Origin of the sequence: Ensifer sp. (genome assembly GCF_031989085.1) — a bacterium.
Classification (GTDB): Bacteria; Pseudomonadota; Alphaproteobacteria; order Rhizobiales; family Rhizobiaceae; genus Ensifer.
In genome coordinates, this window is sequence record NZ_DALZXU010000006.1 from 49,898 (window position 1) to 66,021 (window position 16,124).

General features: G+C 63.9%; 16 protein-coding genes. 8 read left to right on the forward strand and 8 right to left on the reverse strand.

The features are described from left to right. The first annotated feature begins 47 nt into the window (after positions 1-47). From RTP54_RS22370 to RTP54_RS22380, 3 genes are read left to right on the forward strand one after another with little or no spacing between them, the layout of a single operon-like run. On the forward strand, positions 48-1,733 hold the full coding sequence (locus tag RTP54_RS22370) for an ABC transporter permease (protein ID WP_112810778.1): 1,686 nt from the start codon (positions 48-50) through the stop codon (positions 1,731-1,733). After that, positions 1,730-2,830, forward strand: a complete 1,101-nt coding sequence (locus tag RTP54_RS22375) for an ABC transporter ATP-binding protein (protein ID WP_312365834.1) — start codon at positions 1,730-1,732, stop codon at positions 2,828-2,830. Before RTP54_RS22370 ends, RTP54_RS22375 begins: the two co-directional genes overlap by 4 nt. Further along, positions 2,827-3,432: a histidine phosphatase family protein gene (locus tag RTP54_RS22380; RefSeq protein WP_112810758.1), complete on the forward strand. Its 606-nt coding sequence runs from the start codon at positions 2,827-2,829 to the stop codon at positions 3,430-3,432. Before RTP54_RS22375 ends, RTP54_RS22380 begins: the two co-directional genes overlap by 4 nt. 80 nt (positions 3,433-3,512) lie before the next feature. On the opposite strand, the gene RTP54_RS22385 is transcribed toward RTP54_RS22380, so the two are convergent. Then, complete coding sequence (locus tag RTP54_RS22385) at positions 3,513-4,127, reverse strand: DUF6506 family protein (RefSeq protein WP_312365835.1); 615 nt, start codon at positions 4,125-4,127, stop codon at positions 3,513-3,515. Between the two features lie 236 nt (positions 4,128-4,363). Further along, positions 4,364-4,615, reverse strand: a complete 252-nt coding sequence (locus tag RTP54_RS22390) for a hypothetical protein (RefSeq protein ID WP_112815140.1) — start codon at positions 4,613-4,615, stop codon at positions 4,364-4,366. A 363-nt stretch (positions 4,616-4,978) separates the two neighbouring features. Between RTP54_RS22390 and RTP54_RS22395 the strand changes: the two genes are divergently transcribed. Beyond that, positions 4,979-5,401: a RidA family protein gene (locus RTP54_RS22395; RefSeq protein ID WP_312365836.1), complete on the forward strand. Its 423-nt coding sequence runs from the start codon at positions 4,979-4,981 to the stop codon at positions 5,399-5,401. Between the two features lie 43 nt (positions 5,402-5,444). On the opposite strand, the gene RTP54_RS22400 is transcribed toward RTP54_RS22395, so the two are convergent. Beyond that, on the reverse strand, positions 5,445-6,458 hold the full coding sequence (locus tag RTP54_RS22400) for a helix-turn-helix domain-containing protein (protein WP_312365837.1): 1,014 nt from the start codon (positions 6,456-6,458) through the stop codon (positions 5,445-5,447). A gap of 118 nt (positions 6,459-6,576) precedes the next feature. Here RTP54_RS22400 and RTP54_RS22405 point away from each other — a divergent pair, with 118 nt between their 5' ends. Continuing rightward, positions 6,577-7,053 carry an SRPBCC domain-containing protein gene (locus RTP54_RS22405; RefSeq protein WP_312365838.1) on the forward strand — a complete coding sequence of 159 codons (477 nt, stop codon included), beginning with the start codon at positions 6,577-6,579 and terminating at the stop codon, positions 7,051-7,053. Positions 7,054-7,273: 220 nt separating this feature from the next. Further along, a complete protein-coding gene (locus RTP54_RS22410) occupies positions 7,274-8,245 on the forward strand; it encodes a 3'-5' exonuclease (protein ID WP_312365839.1) in 972 nt (323 codons plus the stop codon). Positions 8,246-8,502: 257 nt separating this feature from the next. Here RTP54_RS22410 and dinB read toward each other — a convergent pair whose 3' ends face one another. The 5 genes from dinB to RTP54_RS22435 all read right to left on the reverse strand — a co-directional run bounded on the left by dinB (position 8,503) and on the right by RTP54_RS22435 (position 14,190). Next, positions 8,503-9,678, reverse strand: a complete 1,176-nt coding sequence (gene dinB, locus RTP54_RS22415; RefSeq protein ID WP_409517183.1) for a DNA polymerase IV — start codon at positions 9,676-9,678, stop codon at positions 8,503-8,505. Continuing rightward, complete coding sequence (locus RTP54_RS22420; RefSeq protein ID WP_312365986.1) at positions 9,644-11,710, reverse strand: ATP-dependent helicase; 2,067 nt, start codon at positions 11,708-11,710, stop codon at positions 9,644-9,646. The genes dinB and RTP54_RS22420 overlap by 35 nt, the downstream gene beginning before the upstream one ends. A gap of 216 nt (positions 11,711-11,926) precedes the next feature. Next, the gene (locus RTP54_RS22425) at positions 11,927-12,451 is read right to left on the reverse strand and encodes a helix-turn-helix domain-containing protein (protein WP_312365840.1); all 525 of its coding nucleotides are present in this window, start codon (positions 12,449-12,451) and stop codon (positions 11,927-11,929) included. A 24-nt stretch (positions 12,452-12,475) separates the two neighbouring features. Beyond that, positions 12,476-13,522 (reverse strand): NAD-binding protein, encoded by a 1,047-nt coding sequence (locus tag RTP54_RS22430; protein WP_312365841.1) that lies wholly within the window; start codon positions 13,520-13,522, stop codon positions 12,476-12,478. Continuing rightward, positions 13,519-14,190 (reverse strand): class I SAM-dependent methyltransferase, encoded by a 672-nt coding sequence (locus RTP54_RS22435; protein ID WP_312365842.1) that lies wholly within the window; start codon positions 14,188-14,190, stop codon positions 13,519-13,521. The genes RTP54_RS22430 and RTP54_RS22435 overlap by 4 nt, the downstream gene beginning before the upstream one ends. Positions 14,191-14,557: 367 nt before the next feature. Here RTP54_RS22435 and recX point away from each other — a divergent pair, with 367 nt between their 5' ends. Both recX and RTP54_RS22445 read left to right on the forward strand, forming a co-directional pair. After that, positions 14,558-15,166, forward strand: coding sequence for a recombination regulator RecX (gene recX, locus RTP54_RS22440; protein ID WP_312365843.1), 609 nt, complete (start codon positions 14,558-14,560; stop codon positions 15,164-15,166). Between the two features lie 223 nt (positions 15,167-15,389). Continuing rightward, positions 15,390-16,124 carry a L,D-transpeptidase gene (locus RTP54_RS22445; protein WP_112810770.1) on the forward strand — a complete coding sequence of 245 codons (735 nt, stop codon included), beginning with the start codon at positions 15,390-15,392 and terminating at the stop codon, positions 16,122-16,124.

The following is a 16,124-nucleotide window of genomic DNA, read 5'->3' on the forward strand; positions in this document are numbered from 1 at the left end:
CCTTCGCGCCATCGGGCGGTCGCCGACTGTTCCGATCCGGCTTCATCATGCCAGCCGTCCTCATTGCCATCGTCGCCATTCTGGTGGTGGCACCGCTTGTCCGCATCCTGCTGTCGACACTGACGCCTGAAGGCATCGCCGCCTGGCAGGCGGTGCTCGCGAGCCCCCTGTCGTTCAATCTCTGGTGGAGGCCGCTGTTCAACACCATGATCCTCGGCTTCGGGGTCGCAAGCGGCTGTCTCGTTATCGGCGGGTTTCTGGCCTGGCTGGTGGTCCTGACAGATGTGCCGGGTCGCCGCCTGCTCGGTCTGATGGCGACGTTGCCCTATATGATCCCGAGCTTTGCCGCCGCACTCGCCTGGGGAACGCTGTTTCGAAACTCAAGGCTCGGCGGCTCCGCCGGCTTCTTCGAAACCAATGGCCTTGCCATTCCCGACTGGCTCGCCTGGGGGCTGGTGCCGACGGCCATCGTGCTGATCGCCCACTATTATTCGCTTGCCTATACGATTATCGCCGCTGCCTTGAGCTCGGTCGGCGCAGATCTCGTCGAAGCCGGCCAGATGGCCGGTGCCAAACGACCGCGCATCTTCTTCGGCATCATCCTGCCCGTGGTCACGCCGGCGCTGATCGCGGCCGCCTCGCTCACCTTCGCCGGTGCTGTCGCCAATTTTGCAGCACCTGCGCTTCTCGGCCTGCCGGTGCGTATGCAGACGCTGTCGACCCGCCTCTTCGGCATGATCGAAACCGGCCAGAACGAACGCGGCTTCGTGCTCGCTTTGCTCCTGATCGCGGTCTCGGCGCTGTTTCTCTGGATGTCGGACCGTATCGTCTCCGGCCGCAAGGCGTTCATCACGGTCACCGGCAAAGGTGGCCGCACGAAACGCTTCCCGCTCGGCGCCTGGCGCTGGCCGCTCTTCGCCATCGCGGTGATCATAGGTCTCCTGACCACGGTGATGCCGGTTCTGGTGCTGGCCGCCTCCAGCCTTGCGCCGCAGAGCGGCGCCCTGTTTTCCAACTGGACGCTGCATTTCTGGATCGGCGAAGGCGGTGGCGAAATCGCCCAGGGTCAGGCAGGCATCTTCCGCAACCCCGTACTGATCGATGCACTCTGGAACACGATCCGCCTCGGCCTCGTCGTCGCGCTGACGACTATGCTGCTCGGGCTGGCGCTCGCCTACACCATCGTCCAGCGCCGCGGGAGCCTGCTTGCGACGATCCTGTCCCAGCTTGCGTTCGTACCGCTTCTGGTGCCGAGCATTGCCTTTGCCGCGGCCTATATCGCGCTCTTCGGCGCGCCGATCGGCCCGCTGCCATCGCTCTACGGCACCTTCGCGCTGCTGGTGATCGCCGCATCCGCCCACAATCTGCCCTTCGCCGTGCAGTCGGGCCGATCGGTGCTCGGCCAGATCTCCGCCGATATCGAGGAAAGCGCGCGGCTGACCGGGGCGGGCCTTATTCGCCGGCTGTTTGCGATCATCTTCCCGCTGGCGATCCGCGGCCTGTTTGCAGGTGCGATCCTCGTCTTCGTCAAGATGGTGCGCGATCTCTCGCTGGTGGTGCTCCTGTTCACGGCGACCTCGCCGGTGCTCAGCATGGTCGCCTATCGTTACGCCGCCGAGGGCTTCATGCAGTTTGCCAACGCCATCACCCTCGTCATCCTCGTCGTCTGCCTTGCGGCTTCGCTTGTCGCCCACGGCCTCCAGAACCGCGTGCAGAAATGGAAAGAAACATGAACGCACTTGCAACCGGTGCCGCGGATGCGATCGAAATCCGCAACCTCGTCAAACGCTTTGGCGCCTTCACGGCGGTCAAGGATGTCAACATCTCGGTGCCCGCAGGCTCCTTCCTGGTGCTTGTCGGCCCGTCCGGCTGCGGCAAGTCGACCCTGCTGCGCATGCTGGCGGGTCTGGAAGGCCCGAGCGAAGGCGAGATCGCCTTTGTCGGGCAGACCGTTTCGAGCGGTGCCGGCGGTGTCATCGCCGATGCCGGTCGCCGCAATGCCGGCCTCGTCTTCCAGAGTTATGCCCTCTGGCCGCACATGACAGTCGCCGGCAACATCGCCTGGCCCTTGAAGGTGGCGCGCTGGCCGCGCGAAAAACGCGACCGCCGGGTCAAGGAGGTGCTCGCCCTGCTCGGCATCGGCGCCCTTGCCGAGCGTTACCCCGCGGAAATCTCCGGCGGCCAGCAACAGCGCGTGGCCATCGCCCGCACGATCGCGCCGGAGCCGAGCATCCTGTTGTTCGACGAACCGCTGTCGAACCTCGACGCCAAGCTGCGCATCGAGATGCGCAGCGAGTTGATGCGCATCCACAGGGCGACCGGCGCCACCTCTGTCTATGTCACCCACGATCAGGTAGAAGCCATGACCATGGCGACGCATGTCGCCGTGCTCAACAATGGTCGCGTCGAGCAGTTCGGCAAGCCGATCGAGCTCTTGCGCAACCCGGCGACCACGTTCGTTGCCACCTTCCTTGGCACGCCGCCGGCCAATCTGTTGCCGGCGCGCCGGGTCGGGGACATGTTCGTCTTCAACGACACGCCACTCGTCTCGGGCGCGGTCGCGCCCGGCCATGCTGAGGTGCAGCTTCTCTATCGCGCCGAGGACGTCGCCGTCGGTGCGGTGCCGGATAAGCCCTCGGTCATGGCACGCTTTGCTGAAGCTGCCCCGATTGCGGGACGCACCATGGTCACGGCCATGCTCGGCGATCTGCGCATCACCGGCATGGCGGAAGGATACTTCAGCGCCATGCCCGGCGATGCCGTCGCACTGTCATTCATAAAGAGCCCTGACGCCGTCTTTGCCGTCAGCGGAGAAAGGATAAATCAATGAGGCTGATCCTCATGCGCCATGGCGAGACCGAGTGGAACGCCGAGCAACGCCTCCAGGGCCAGGACAACTCGCTGCTGTCAGAACGCGGCGTGGCCCAGGTGCGGCGGTTCCGCCCCTATGCCAGGGCGCTGCAGCCGGCCCGCATCATCGCATCTGATCTCGGCCGCACGCGCCAGACCGTGGCGCTGATCGGCCATCCCGACGCGCCCTCAGACGAGCGTTTCCGCGAACTCGACATGGGCGAATGGACGGGGCGGCGCAAGCCGGAGCTGATCGCCGAGCGTCCGGAGGACTATACCGCCTGGCGGGCCGGCACGTTCACGCCCGCCAATGCCGAGACCTGGATCGCTTTTCGCCACCGCGTCGCCGACGGGGTGCGAGACTGGATGTCGCGGACCGACGGTGACCTCCTGGTGGTCGCCCATGGCGGGGTCATCCGCGCCGCTTGCCACGAGTTTCTGGACCTGCCGCCGTCACGGGTCGTGCCGGTGACACCGGGTACGGCCACCATCCTGAATTTCCCGACGCCGGACCGGGCGTCGGCCCAGCTCGAAGGCTACAATATCGGCTCCGTCGCGCCCGATATCTCCGTTGCCGACTAGAGAAATTCAGGAGAGGCGCAAAAAGGGACACGGAGTGTTGCTCGCTTCGGACCGGATGGATGTGGATCCTTCCGTCGGCGTTAGCCAACCAGATGCGCCGAGTTCGAGACACGCTTGAAGGCGTCGACGGCAAGGCTGCCGACGCCGACGGGGGCCCGTCCGTTGACGGCAGCGATCACGTCGGATGCCCCTTTGGTGGTGAAATCGCCGTAGAGTTCGATCAGGCCGAAACCGCTGGCTGCAAACTCGGCGGCGGCTGCCGCAGCCGATGCCTCGTCCGGCACGAAAGCGAATGTCGTCTGTTGCGGTGGGAAATTGTGAACCAGGCGATCGGCGCCCGGATCGTCGCCGTCATGCAGAATGATGAAGGCTTCGCGCGGAGGATGGCCGTCGTTGAATGCCGCGTTGAAAGCGGCGGCGGGAACGATCGATTCAATCCCGAACAGGACGGCGCTGATCTGTACTCGATTGCCGATGGCGCCTTGCAACGCGGAGCGCACGTGCATCGGTATGCCGCCGCAAAGCTCGATCCGGTCGACGCCCTGATCTGCGAGCGCCGTGGCGACCGCAAGGATCTGCGCATGATCGGATACGGGAACGATCGTCAGGGTGCCGCCCGGGCTCTCTCGGATCGTGCGATTTTTCCGCGGATCGGCGCCGATGGCGTCATGGATGATCGCCCTGTGGAATGCCATGGTGTCTCTCCGGTTTTTGTCGCAGCCGATGCCGGACTGCAGGGGGACCATGGTTAGGTGTAGCGCAAATTTCTTCCCGATATAATTGCCGATATCGCGGTTTTTTGATGCCTTCGGCGCTCGCTGCATATTGAAGGCGGACGAGCGGCTCGTCGCCCCTATCGGCGGCGAGGGATGAGCAGGGCCGAAGGGAAGGCGCAGCGCCTCAACCGATAGGCGTGTCTCGGCGGGTGGTATCAGTGCAGCGCCGAGGGCATGACGAACACTGACATACCGTCCTCCTCGACGGCGCTCAGGAATTCCGCGAGCGCTGCCGCATCCGTCGGGAACAGGTCTTCCCAGCGTGTCGCCATGCCCTGGGCATCGGTGACTTCGAGCGCCCACTCCTTGCCGTCTTCGATCCGGGAGATTTCGACCGTGACGGTGATGCCGTCGCGGGAGAACTCCTGCGAGAGCGGGGACAGGACGATTTTCGGTTCTTCGTTCATGGGGCACCTTTTGCCGTGAAGCAGGGTCGGTTGGACAGGCGCGCCGAACCGACAGCTCTAGCTACGCCATTGCCGCGGCGGCAATCAAGACCGACAGCCTGCAATCCAGGGCCTATCTGCACCCGACGCGCCGAGCGCCGGTTGATCGTCGTCGCAAGAACGCATTCGCGTCACTTGTTGCGTTCACCTCGGTTCTCGCGCGCGGAAAAATACCTTTCGACACGCGTCACAACACGAGAGGTCCGATCGTCAAAAGGGAACGAGGCCCGGAAACGCCGGCGCAGCTGACCGGTCCACGGCACCACCGAAGCTGCGAAAGACGCATTCCGCGGCTTCCACCCGCAACCAACAGAAAGAATGACAATGACGTCGATATCCTCGCCATCGCCTGTTCGCCTCGTCAATCCCGCTGGCCTCTATGATGCGTCGGCCAATGGCTACTCCCATCTAGGCCTGGTCTCGGCCGGTGTGCGCCTCATCTTCATCGCCGGCCAGGGCGGCGAGGACGAGCGCGGCAACCTCGACCCGGATTTCCGGCTGCAGGTCCGCCAGGCTCTCGCCAATCTCGGCACTGCGCTCGCTGCGGCCGGCGCTGGCCCTGCCGACATCGTCAAACTGACTGTGCTGATAGTCGACCACAGCGAAGAACGGCTGCATGTCTTCGGCGCCGAAATGCAGGCGGCGTTCGGGCAGGGGGTAAAACCCACCTGCACGCTGATCCCGGTGCCACGGCTGGCCCTCGACGGCATGCTGTTCGAGATCGAAGCGCTTGCCGCCGTCGCATAACCAGACCTGCGCGATCGGCGCCGGACGCATCGGCCCGGTCGCGCTATCGCGTGCTAAACCGTTGCCGATACTGCGCCGGGCTGATGCCCGTCATGCGCTTGAACAGCCGCCGGAAGAAGGTCGGGTCCTCATAGCCGACCTCGGCGGCGACATCGTCGATGCCGAGGTCGCCGGTCTCCAGGGTCTGCTTGGCCTCCTCGATGCGGATGGCCTGGACGTAATCGACGGGAGCATAGCCGGTCGCCTGCTTGAAGCGGCGCTTGAAGGTACGCTCCGGCAGGCCGGATTGCTCGACCATGCGCGTGACCGGATTGCTCGTGGTGTAGTGATCCGCGATCCATGCCTGGCTGCCGGCAATGACGGCATCTTCGTGCCGGCGCGGCTGCGCCATCGCCGCGAAGGGCAATTGCCCGTCGCGGCGATCCCCGATCAAGAAGAGCTTGGCGATCCGTGCGGCCTCCGCCGGGCCGCAGAAACGGCCAATCAGGTAGAGCACCAGTTCCTGCCAGGCCGAAGCGCCGCCGCTGGTCATCAGCCGGCCGTCATAACCGCTTTCGCACAGGATGCGTTCGGGCCGGAAACGGACGGCTGGGTAGAGGTCGCGGAAAAGACCTGCCGCTGTCCAGTGCGAGGCAGCCTCCCTGCCGTCGAGCAGGCCGGATTCGGCCAAAAGCAGCGAGCCGCTGCAGGTCGAGCAGACCGTGGCGCCGCGCTGCAACTGGCCTTTGACCCACGCGATTTCCTGAGGCCAGCGCCCAGTGGGAACCTCGTTCGACCCCAGCTCGAGATCACAGATGATGATGACGTCGGCATCGGCCTCAGGGCCGATCGTCGCCTGCGGCGCGATGGATACGCCGATGGCGGAAGGGAATGGCTCCGTTTGCCGCGCGAGTATGCGTGGGCGCAGCCGGCGAACAGGGGGCCGCCTCGCCCCCACATCGAACCGGCCGACATGGCTCATGACTTCATAGAGGCCATAGACCGCCATCGGGCCGGTTTCAGGCAGGACCAGAATGCCGACGCTGAGATCGGCGCCATCGGTTTTCTTCGGAAACATGCCGCGAGCTTGGCATGAATGCCCCGTTCCTGTCTATATCGCCTCTAACGGCAATGCGGCCGGTGGCCTAGCCTTTCTGCATGCTGTCAATCCCGACCGGCACCGAAGGAGAAAAGCCATGAACATGTCGAAAGCCGAACACGCCACCATCGTGATCGAACGCACCTACGAAGCCTTGCCCGATCAGGTTTTTGCGGCCTGGTCGAGCCGCGAGGCGCTCGCCACCTGGAGCGCGCCGGGCGACGGCTGGGAGTTGGCCTGGCGCGCCTTCGATTTCAAGGTCGGGCACACGGATGTCTGCACTTTCGGCGCAATCGACGCGGAGCCCTATGTCAATACCACGCGTTACGAAGAGATCGTGCCAAACCAGCGCATCGTCTATGCCAGCACGATATCCTACCTCGGCGAGCTTATCTTCGCCGGCGTCGTCACCGTTGAAATCCTGAACATCGGCGATGCGACGCGCCTGGTGATGACGGAGAACGGCGTCTATCTCGACGGAAGCGACAGCCCGCTCGGCCACGAGGACGGCTGGGCCATGATGCTCGACAGTCTCGGCGACTACCTGAAGCGGCGCCTGCGGCTTGCGGCCTGACGCCGCAATTTCCCCGACAAGCATTTTCTGCCCGACCGGCCGGATGTCCACCTCGCGACGGCGAGTTAGGGGATGTCCGACCGGCAGCGCAGGTGGATCGTGACGGGTTTTCCCGGGGTAAATCCGGCCCTCCCGTCATAGGCTGTTGACAGTGCCGGAAAGTGGTGGCGCGATGGGCGCTCGCTCTTCCCTTCCATCGAAAGTTCCGGGAAAAGGGCCGATGGCATTGCAATACGACATGTTCGTCTCGCCGGATCCGGACGAGACCGGTGCACGCTCAAGGCGTGGCTCCCCGCGCGCCGCGGTCGGCATGAGTGCCGGCGCCATGGTCGACCACCTGGAGGCGACGGGTCGCTACCGCGTCCTGCAAAAGCTTGAGGCGCGTCCGGTCGTCTCGGCACCGCGTGCCGGGTTTCCGCTCGTCGGCGTCATCCTCGACACGGAGACCACTGGCCTCAATCACCGCAAGGACGAGATCATCGAGATCGGGCTCATCGCCTTTACCTTCGACGCCGAAGGCAGGATCGGCGACGTGATCGACGTCTATGGCGGCCTCAGGCAGCCGGGCGGGCCGATCCCGCCCGAGATCACCCGCATCACCGGCATAACCGACGACATGGTTGCCGGAGAGACGATCGACCTGGCTCGGGTGCAGGCGATCGTCGCGCGCGCCGATCTGATCATCGCCCACAATGCCGGGTTCGACCGGCCGTTCTGCGAAGCTTTTTCACCGATGTTCGAGAAGAAGGCATGGGCCTGCTCGGTGTCCGAGATCGGTTGGAGTGATCGCGGTTTCGAAGGCACGAAGCTCGGCTACCTGATCGGGCAGGCCGGCTATTTCCACGACGGCCACCGCGCCGTCGACGACTGTTTTGCGCTGCTCGAAGTGATTGACGGTGCCCATGAGGGCCCGCAGCCGTCACCCTTTGCCGAACTCTATGCGGCAAGCCAGCGGTCACGCGTGCGTCTCTACGCTGAAAACAGCCCTTTCGAAATGAAGGACCACCTGAAGGGCCGCGGCTATCGCTGGTCTGACGGCAGCGACGGCCGCCCGAAATCCTGGTGGATCGAGGTCGGTGAGGACGCGCTGGAAGACGAACTGCGGTATCTCAGAGCCGAGATCTATCGCTGGAGCGAGGCAGATCCGCCGACGGTGCGGCTGACGGCCTTCGATCGCTTCAAGGCGCGCTGAACGTTCCGATCGGCGCTGAGCGCATGGCTGGTCTGCGAAGTCGGCTCTACGAAAACCGTGGGCATTCTGTATATTGAACTCATCGAAGCGATGCACCTCCTCCCGCAGAACTTCGATGCATGCAGGCGCTTTCTCCTCCTCCCAATGAGCGCCTGCCGGAATGGCAACACTCCTCCTCCCAGTTGCCATTCAATCCCTTTAAGAGCCTGCCGCACCTCCTCCCGCGGCAGGCTTTTTCTTTTGCAGAACACAATCCTTCAGAACGAGAGCTCAAGCTGCAAGCGAGCTTGTTCCTCGCTGCCGCCGAGCGACGACAGCGTGACGCCGAGCAGGCGTATCCCGCGCTTGAACGGGTGGACGGATGAAAGCAGCGATCCGGCGACCTCCAGCATCTCAGCAGCGCCGCTGACGGGCAAGCCGAGCGTTCGGCTGCGTGTCGCCTGCGTGAAGTCCGAATATTTCACCTTGACGGTCACGGTCTTGCCGCTCATCCCGTGTGCCTCGCAATAGCGCCATACCTTGTCGGCGAGCGGCAGCAATTCGGCCAGGGCCGGCTCGAGCTCGTAGATGTCCTCGACGAAGGTGTCTTCGGCGCCGACCGATTTGCGCACCCGGTCGGGCTGGACGCGCCGTTCGTCGATGCCGCGGGCAATGCCGTAGAAATAGGGGCCGGACTTGCCAAAATGTTCCTGCAGGAAGGCAAGGGACTGCTGGCGCAAATCGAGGCCGGTCTCGATTCCCAGCCGCTTCATGCGCTCGGCCGTTGCCGGCCCGACGCCATGAAACTTCTTCACCGGCAGCGCCTCGACGAAGGCCGGCCCGTTCTTCGGCGTGATCACGAACAGGCCGTCAGGCTTGCGCTGGTCGCTCGCCATCTTGGCGAGGAACTTGTTGTAGCTGATGCCGGCAGACGCCGTCAGCTTCGTTGCCGCCTTGATTTTCGCCCGGATCTCCTCGGCAATCTCGGTGGCGATCTCCATGCCCTTCAGATTGTCGGTGACGTCGAGATAGGCCTCGTCGAGCGATAGCGGCTCGATGACGTGCGTGTATTCGGCAAAGATCTCGCGGATCTGCTGCGACACGGCACGATAGACCTCGAAGCGCGGCTTGACGAAGATGAGGTCCGGACATTTGCGCTTCGCCGTGACGGAGGGCATGGCGGAATGGACGCCGTATTTCCGCGCTTCGTAGCTTGCTGCCGCCACGACGCCGCGCGCGGCCGCTCCGCCGACCGCCACGGGCTTGCCGCGCAGTTCCGGGTTGTCACGCTGTTCGACCGAGGCATAGAAGGCATCCATGTCGATGTGGATGATCTTGCGCTGTCGCTCCGTGCCGGCCGCGTCGGATGCGGGCTGTCGGGCGGTCACGCTGTCTTCCGGCTCGGCCACGTGCGGCTTCCTACTTCCACATCGTCCGCATGCGGGCGCCGACATCGATGCGGATCTGCTTGGCGCTGCGCTCGGACGCAGCCGCGCTGACCAGTGGCCAGGACGCCGTTTCGAAGAACTGTAGGAGCGTTGCCGGGATGAAGCGCGTGCGCGCGGCAAAGACATGGCGGTCGCCCTGCGCATGCTGGCCGCTGGTGAAGAAGCGCTGCGGGGTAATCAGCGTCAGATTGTCCTTTGCCCTGGTCATGCCGACATAGAGCAACCGGCGTTCTTCCTCGAGCTCGTGCGTCGTGCCGACGCTAAGGTCGGAGGGGATGCAGCCGTCGACGACGTTGAGCATGAAGACCGAGCGCCATTCCTGCCCCTTGGCCGAATGGATGGTCGACAGGATCAGGTAGTCCTCGTCGAGCAGCGGCACGCCTGCCTGGTCGCTGGTCGCATCCGGCGGATCGAGCGTCAATTCGGTCAGGAACCGTTCGCGGCTCGGGTAGCCGCCGGCGATCTGTTCCAGTTGCAGGAGATCGGCTTTTCTCGTGTCCGCATCCTCGTGAATACGATCGAGATGCGGCTCGTACCATTCCCGCGCCTGGGCGATTTCACCCGGCCAGCCTCCGGCCTGTTTGCGCAACCCCTCGATCAGGGTGACAAAGGCAGCCCAGCTGTCGCCGGAGCGCGGCGGCGCCGGGATTTCGGCAAGCGCCGTCAGCGGTTCCGGATCTGCGGCAATCGCGTCTAGGATCTTGCCGGCCGTCTGCGGCCCGACACCCGGGATCATGTGCAGGAGGCGAAAGCCGGCGACCCGGTCGCGCGGATTCTGGGCAAATCTCAGCACCGCCAGCATGTCTTTGACATGGGCGCTGTCGAGAAATTTCAGCCCTCCGAATTTGACGAAGGGGATGTTGCGCCGGGTCAATTCCACCTCGAGCGGTCCGCTGTGGCTGGACGTGCGAAACAGCACCGCCTGCTGCTTCAGCGTCATGCCGACCTCGCGGTTTTCCAGCACCTTCTCGACGATGTAGCGCGCCTGGTCGGCTTCATCGGCGACCGCCAGCAGTTTCGGCCGTTCCGTCGATTGCCGCTCGGTCCAGAGGTTCTTGGTGAAGCGCTCGCGGGCGAGGTCGATGACGCCATTGGCGGCGGCGAGGATCGTCTGGGTGGAACGATAGTTTCGATCGAGCGTGATGACGTCGGCCGGCGGGGTGAAGGTGCCCGGAAAATCCAGGATGTTGCGCACGGTCGCCGCCCGGAACGAATAGATCGACTGGGCATCGTCACCGACAACCGTCAGCCCCCGGCCTCCCGGCTTCAAAGCCATCAGCACCGAGGATTGCAGGCGGTTGGTATCCTGATACTCGTCGACCAGCACATGGTCGAAGCGGCCGCCGATGTCATCTGCGAGTTCCGGCACGCTGACGGTCTGCGCCCAATAGAGCAAGAGGTCGTCGTAATCGAGCACGTTTTGCGCCTGCTTTGCCTCGACATAACAGGCAAACAACTGCTTCAGTTGCTCTTCCCAGCTGGAAACCCAGGGGTAGTGCGCGCGCAAGACCTCGCCGAGCGGCGTCTCGGAGTTGACGGCACGCGAGTAGATCGACAGGCAGGTGCCTTTGGTCGGAAACCGGGTCTCGGTCTTCGACAGGCCAAGTTCGTGCCGCACAAGGTTCATCAGGTCGGCGCTGTCTTCCCGGTCGTGGATGGTGAAATCGACGTTGAGCCCGATCTGCTCGGCGTAGATGCGCAAGAGGCGCGCGCCGATGCCATGGAAGGTGCCAGCCCAGGTTAGCGCGTCGGTGGCAACGGCAGCGTTTGCGCCCAGCACCTGGGCGCAGATGCGCTCGACCCTTCGTGCCATTTCGGACGCTGCCCTGCGTGAAAACGTCATCAGCAGAATGCGGCGCGGATCGGCGCCGTTGACGATGAGGTGAGCGACGCGATGGGCAAGCGTATTGGTCTTGCCGGAGCCTGCGCCCGCTATGATCAGCAGCGGCCCGGCGATGGTTTCGCCCGGCGCGGTGACGCCAAATTCGACGGCGTCGCGCTGCCGGTCGTTCAATTTTTCCAGATAGGCCGCCGCCACGCCGAAGTCCCCGGTAAGTCCCTGCAGATGCTGCCCCTTGCGCCGAGCACCGGCGCAAACGCCCGTCGCTCCGGGCAATGCCGAGGCATCCCCGCGCTTGAGATCGTGATTCACGGCGGGGAACGAATAAGGAACATATCAGCCGAAGATCATATTGCAAAGGCCCGATTGGCTTTGCCGCAGCCGCAGCGTCTTCGGACGAAAGCCGTTCAGCGCTCAGGTCGCAAGCGAGATTCCGTGCCGGTTGGCCACTGCGGCAACAGAGGGACGCTCGCCGGGGGCGGGGTCGCTCAAGTGGCGAAGGCCGATACCGCGCAATTCATCGACGAAGGACTGTACCGCGGCGTCTTCGGCGGGCCGGCCGAGCCGGGTGGCGACGACGCGCACAAGCTGGGCCAGATGGGCGTGCAGAACCGCCTGCAGCTCTCGATCGTCGTCGATTTCGAGCAGGATCGCCAGGAGAAAACGCATGCGTCCACGGTCGAACACCAGCGTTGACAGCATGGCCTCGACGGACGACGCGTCCGCCTGCGTCTGCCCTGCGGCACGCGAATGGGATGCGTCAAGCAGGGCGATGAACAGGTCGGCCTTGCGCGGGAAATAGTAGGTGAGGTGCGATTGCCGCAGGCCCGTCGCCTTGGCGATCTTCGGCTGGGTCAGCGCCTTCATGCCCTGCGCCTCGATGATGTCGAGCGCTGCATCGAGAATGCGCTGGCGGGTTGTGTTGTCAGGTTTGGCCATGACCTCTCTTTCCTTAGCCGAGTTCTAGCTCATAAAAGGCGCCGGGCAAGGGTCATCGCCAAGATGGATGATGCCGCCCTCCTCGCCAAGCGGTGCGACGAATGTGCCGAGCGACATCAGCCCCTCCAGGTGATGGACCCCCGCTGGAGGGCGAGCGGACAGAGCGTGTTCGACGGTGACGGCGGCGATGAGAGCGGTGATTTCAGCTTCGTGCTGCCCTTCGAAGTGGGCGGTGATCGCATGCGGCATGCCATTTCGACTGCCCGACACGACGATGGACAATGCCGCGCGTTTGGATCCGAAGCGCAGCCGCGACAGTATTCTGGTCAAGGTCGGCACCCATGCGCTCCGGCCGCGCAACAGCGGCAAGGCACGAAACAACAGACGGCTGATCGCAGCCGGACAGAAGGTCAGATAGGTCGCCACGTCGGGGATCGGGAGTGTACGACGAAGCACATGCTGGTCGGCGAAATCGAAGGCCAGGGCCGGATGGTTCGTTGCCTTTGCGCCGAACGGGAGTTCGACAAGTTCGGTTGACCGCCCTGGATCGACGATCCCCTTGAGCGTCCAGGCGATCGCCGCGGGACCGTGATCGTCGCCCAGCCCCAGCATGATGCCGATGGTGGCGCGGTGCACCTGATGCAGCCGCGCGGCGCAGGCCTTGACCATCAGATTGGTGAGGCCTGGCGCGAAGCCGACGGAAAGAATGGCGCAGCCGTCGTTTGTCTTCGCAAGGTCCTCCAACTGTTCGACCTTTCTGAAGAAGGCGTCGGTGGCGGTCACGTCGATATAGAGGATGCCTCGGGAGAGGGCGAAGGCGGCAAAGGCGACCTCATCCTGATCGATGCAGACCACGACCGTGTCGATGTCGGCAAGGGCGGCCTGCCAGCCGGCCGGATCTGACAGGTCTACGCTGCGCGCCGTGCAACCGAGCTTTGCTGCGGCTTTTCGGCCCTTGTCACAACTTCTGCCGGCGATGACGACCGTGCCGATCCCCAAAGTTATGAGGCGCCGCGCGATCCGGCTACCGACATGGCCGTAACCACCGACAATGAGGATTGTTGTCGTCATGACGCCCGAATTCTCCTGGCAACGACGCCGCGATAGCCAAGCGCGGTGAAAAACACCTGCGGCGCTTCAAAGCCGGCCTCTGTGACCAGATCAGCGAGCCGCTCCGGGGTTGCGCGGAACCAGTCTTTGCGGACGCGGGTCATGACGTCATCGGCGGCTTCGACCTCAAGTCCTTGGCCGATCATCCATTGGCGATAATCGTCTTCGAAGAGGGATGCGTCAGTGGGGTCGATGAGCACCAGCGGTGCTCCGTCACAAAGCCGATCGGCAACAGCCTTGAGAAAGGCCGCCTTCGCGCCGTCGTCTCTGAGGAAATGCAGGACGAGGGACGCAAGGGCTGCGTGATAGGTTTCGCGCGGCGCATCTACTGCTGTTGCCTGTTCGAACCGGACCCTGTTGGCAAAACCATATTGCCGCGCCTTTGTCTCGGCGCGTGCCAGCATTCCGGCGGAAGGGTCGATCGCGGTGAAGTCTGCGACCGGCAGCGCGCGGACAAGCGCGATCAGGTCTTCACCCGTGCCGCAGCCGACGACGAGGACATGTGTGCCGTCGCCGAGCCGGTTTGCGAGTATCGCAGCGGCCAGTTGCTGGCCCAGCCGATAGCCCGGCACCCTCGCCACGATGCGCTCGTCATAGTCGACGGCGGCCAGATCGGAAAAGGCGGACATATCGATTGTTTCCTTGGCGTTGTGGCAGAGGCGTGCGACTCGCATCCGCGGGGAGGGGTGAAGCAATGGCAATGCCGTCGGATCGCTTGCGCGACCCCTACTTTCTCCGGAGTTTGCAATAATTAGTTGGTAGCCTACCAAGAAAATTCTTGCAACTGGAAAAGAGCTGGACCTCAGATCCCGTTCTGCTGCCAACGAGCGTCGTGGTGGCATCGATCGGAGCGCCGCCATAGACCGGGTTGGCCACTCCCGGTGATGACGACTGTCGCGCGCACGCGCCACCCTGCCGAGATCAATCCGATACCCGCGACTACCGAAGCGGTGCGTTTGCGGCTATCTCTGTGGACCACGCCTTCCGATCCGTCGCATGACCAGCGAGCCCGCCGCCCCCGTGACAGCAAACGACCTGCAAAACGATCATCCTCAACCTGACGCACCGGTTTCCGGCGCGCCTACGCCTCGCATGCTCTCATGGGCGCGCAACTCGGCCGTCTATCGCCTTGAACGCCAGATGATGACGGAGAAGCAGCTGTTCGATGCCATCAGCAGGAAGGCGCGGCAGAAGTTCGAGGATATCAGCCCGGAGCAAATCAAGGCGGTCGCCGAATTCGCGGTGAAGTTCGCCTATGACCTGAACGCACTGAATGACGCCGACTATGCCCAACTCTCCACCCAATCGGCGGTGCGCAGCGGCAAGTCGAAACGGGCAATTGCGCAGAAGCTCTCGGCAAAAGGTATCGACCGGGAGACGGCATCCGTCGCGCTCGAGGCGACCGACGATCTCTATGCGGCCGTCGTCTTCGCCCGCAAGCGCGGGTTCGGTCCATTTCGCCGCGGCGAACTTGACGACAAGCGCAAGGCCAAGGAACTCTCCGCCTTCGCCCGCAACGGCTTCGGCTTCGAGATCGGCAGAAAGGTGTTCGAGATGAGCCCTGACGAGGCGGACGCCGCCTTGCGCAGGGATGCCGTTTCGTAACGCAAGGGTACGCCCATCTCTGCCCATTCATTCGGTCGACCGCCTGCCAAGGTCATGGGCATCGTCGCGGCGTTCGACCGAGTGAATTTTGCAACAGTCGGACAATGGTGAGCGGCAGGCGGGCGCCATCCACCAATGAGATCGGTTTTGACCACATTTCGGTCACGAATGGGACCAAAAGCAGACCTCTCTCCGCGCATGTCCCCAACCCCGGAATAAAACAGTGTCTTTTCAATTGTCCCGCCGATCGCTGCTTGCAGTGGTCGCAAGCTCCATTTTGAGCGCCTGCACGCAGGTTCCCAAGCCCGGTCTCGATGCAAACGCCGCCGACAAGGCCAACAAAAAGGTCGTCACCCCACCGGAGAAGGCTCCGGTCGAGGTCGAGCGCAAGGACGAGCCTGCCTCCAAGCTCGACTACGCCAGGATCTACGGCCCGGTGAAGGATGAGGGATATGATATTCCGGCGGTCGAGTTCGGCGCGATCAAGCCGGAGTTCCTGCGCCAGGAGGTTGCCTATGCGACCAACGAGCCGGCCTATTCGATCGTCGTCGATACGCAGAGCATGTTTCTCTACTGGGTGCTGCCCGGCGGCAAGGCGATCCGTTACGGCGTCGGCCTCGGCGCGGCGGGCCGCGCCTGGAAGGGCAGGGCCGTCGTGCACTGGAAGCGCAAGTGGCCGCGCTGGACCGTGCCGGACGACATGGTCGCGCGCCAGCCGCATCTGAAGAAATACGGCATCGAGGCCGGGGGCATGGATCCGGGCCTCAGCAATCCTCTCGGCGCGCGCGCCATGTACATCTTCCAGGACGGTCAGGATACGCTCTATCGCATCCATGGGTCGCCGCAGTGGCGCTCGATCGGCAAGAATGCGTCCGCCGGCTGCGTGCGCATGCTGCAGCAGGACGCGATCGATCTTTACAACCGCGTCCGCGGAAAAACGCCGCTGCTCGTCATCTGA

Excerpts from the sequence above, each read along its gene's own strand:
- RTP54_RS22380 (WP_112810758.1), top strand. The coding sequence starts at position 2,827 with ATGAGGCTGATCCTCATGCGCCATGGCGAGACCGAGTGGAACGCCGAG.
- RTP54_RS22405 (WP_312365838.1), top strand. The coding sequence starts at position 6,577 with ATGAACATGTCGAAAGCCGAACACGCCACCATCGTGATCGAACGCACC.
- RTP54_RS22385 (WP_312365835.1), bottom strand. The coding sequence starts at position 4,127 with ATGGCATTCCACAGGGCGATCATCCATGACGCCATCGGCGCCGATCCG.
- RTP54_RS22375 (WP_312365834.1), top strand. The coding sequence starts at position 1,730 with ATGAACGCACTTGCAACCGGTGCCGCGGATGCGATCGAAATCCGCAAC.
- RTP54_RS22435 (WP_312365842.1), bottom strand. The coding sequence starts at position 14,190 with ATGTCCGCCTTTTCCGATCTGGCCGCCGTCGACTATGACGAGCGCATC.
- RTP54_RS22370 (WP_112810778.1), top strand. The coding sequence starts at position 48 with ATGCCAGCCGTCCTCATTGCCATCGTCGCCATTCTGGTGGTGGCACCG.
- recX (WP_312365843.1), top strand. The coding sequence starts at position 14,558 with ATGACCAGCGAGCCCGCCGCCCCCGTGACAGCAAACGACCTGCAAAAC.
- RTP54_RS22390 (WP_112815140.1), bottom strand. The coding sequence starts at position 4,615 with ATGAACGAAGAACCGAAAATCGTCCTGTCCCCGCTCTCGCAGGAGTTC.
- dinB (WP_409517183.1), bottom strand. The coding sequence starts at position 9,678 with ATGTCGGCGCCCGCATGCGGACGATGTGGAAGTAGGAAGCCGCACGTG.
- RTP54_RS22400 (WP_312365837.1), bottom strand. The coding sequence starts at position 6,458 with ATGTTTCCGAAGAAAACCGATGGCGCCGATCTCAGCGTCGGCATTCTG.
- RTP54_RS22410 (WP_312365839.1), top strand. The coding sequence starts at position 7,274 with ATGGCATTGCAATACGACATGTTCGTCTCGCCGGATCCGGACGAGACC.
- RTP54_RS22430 (WP_312365841.1), bottom strand. The coding sequence starts at position 13,522 with ATGACGACAACAATCCTCATTGTCGGTGGTTACGGCCATGTCGGTAGC.
- RTP54_RS22395 (WP_312365836.1), top strand. The coding sequence starts at position 4,979 with ATGACGTCGATATCCTCGCCATCGCCTGTTCGCCTCGTCAATCCCGCT.
- RTP54_RS22425 (WP_312365840.1), bottom strand. The coding sequence starts at position 12,451 with ATGGCCAAACCTGACAACACAACCCGCCAGCGCATTCTCGATGCAGCG.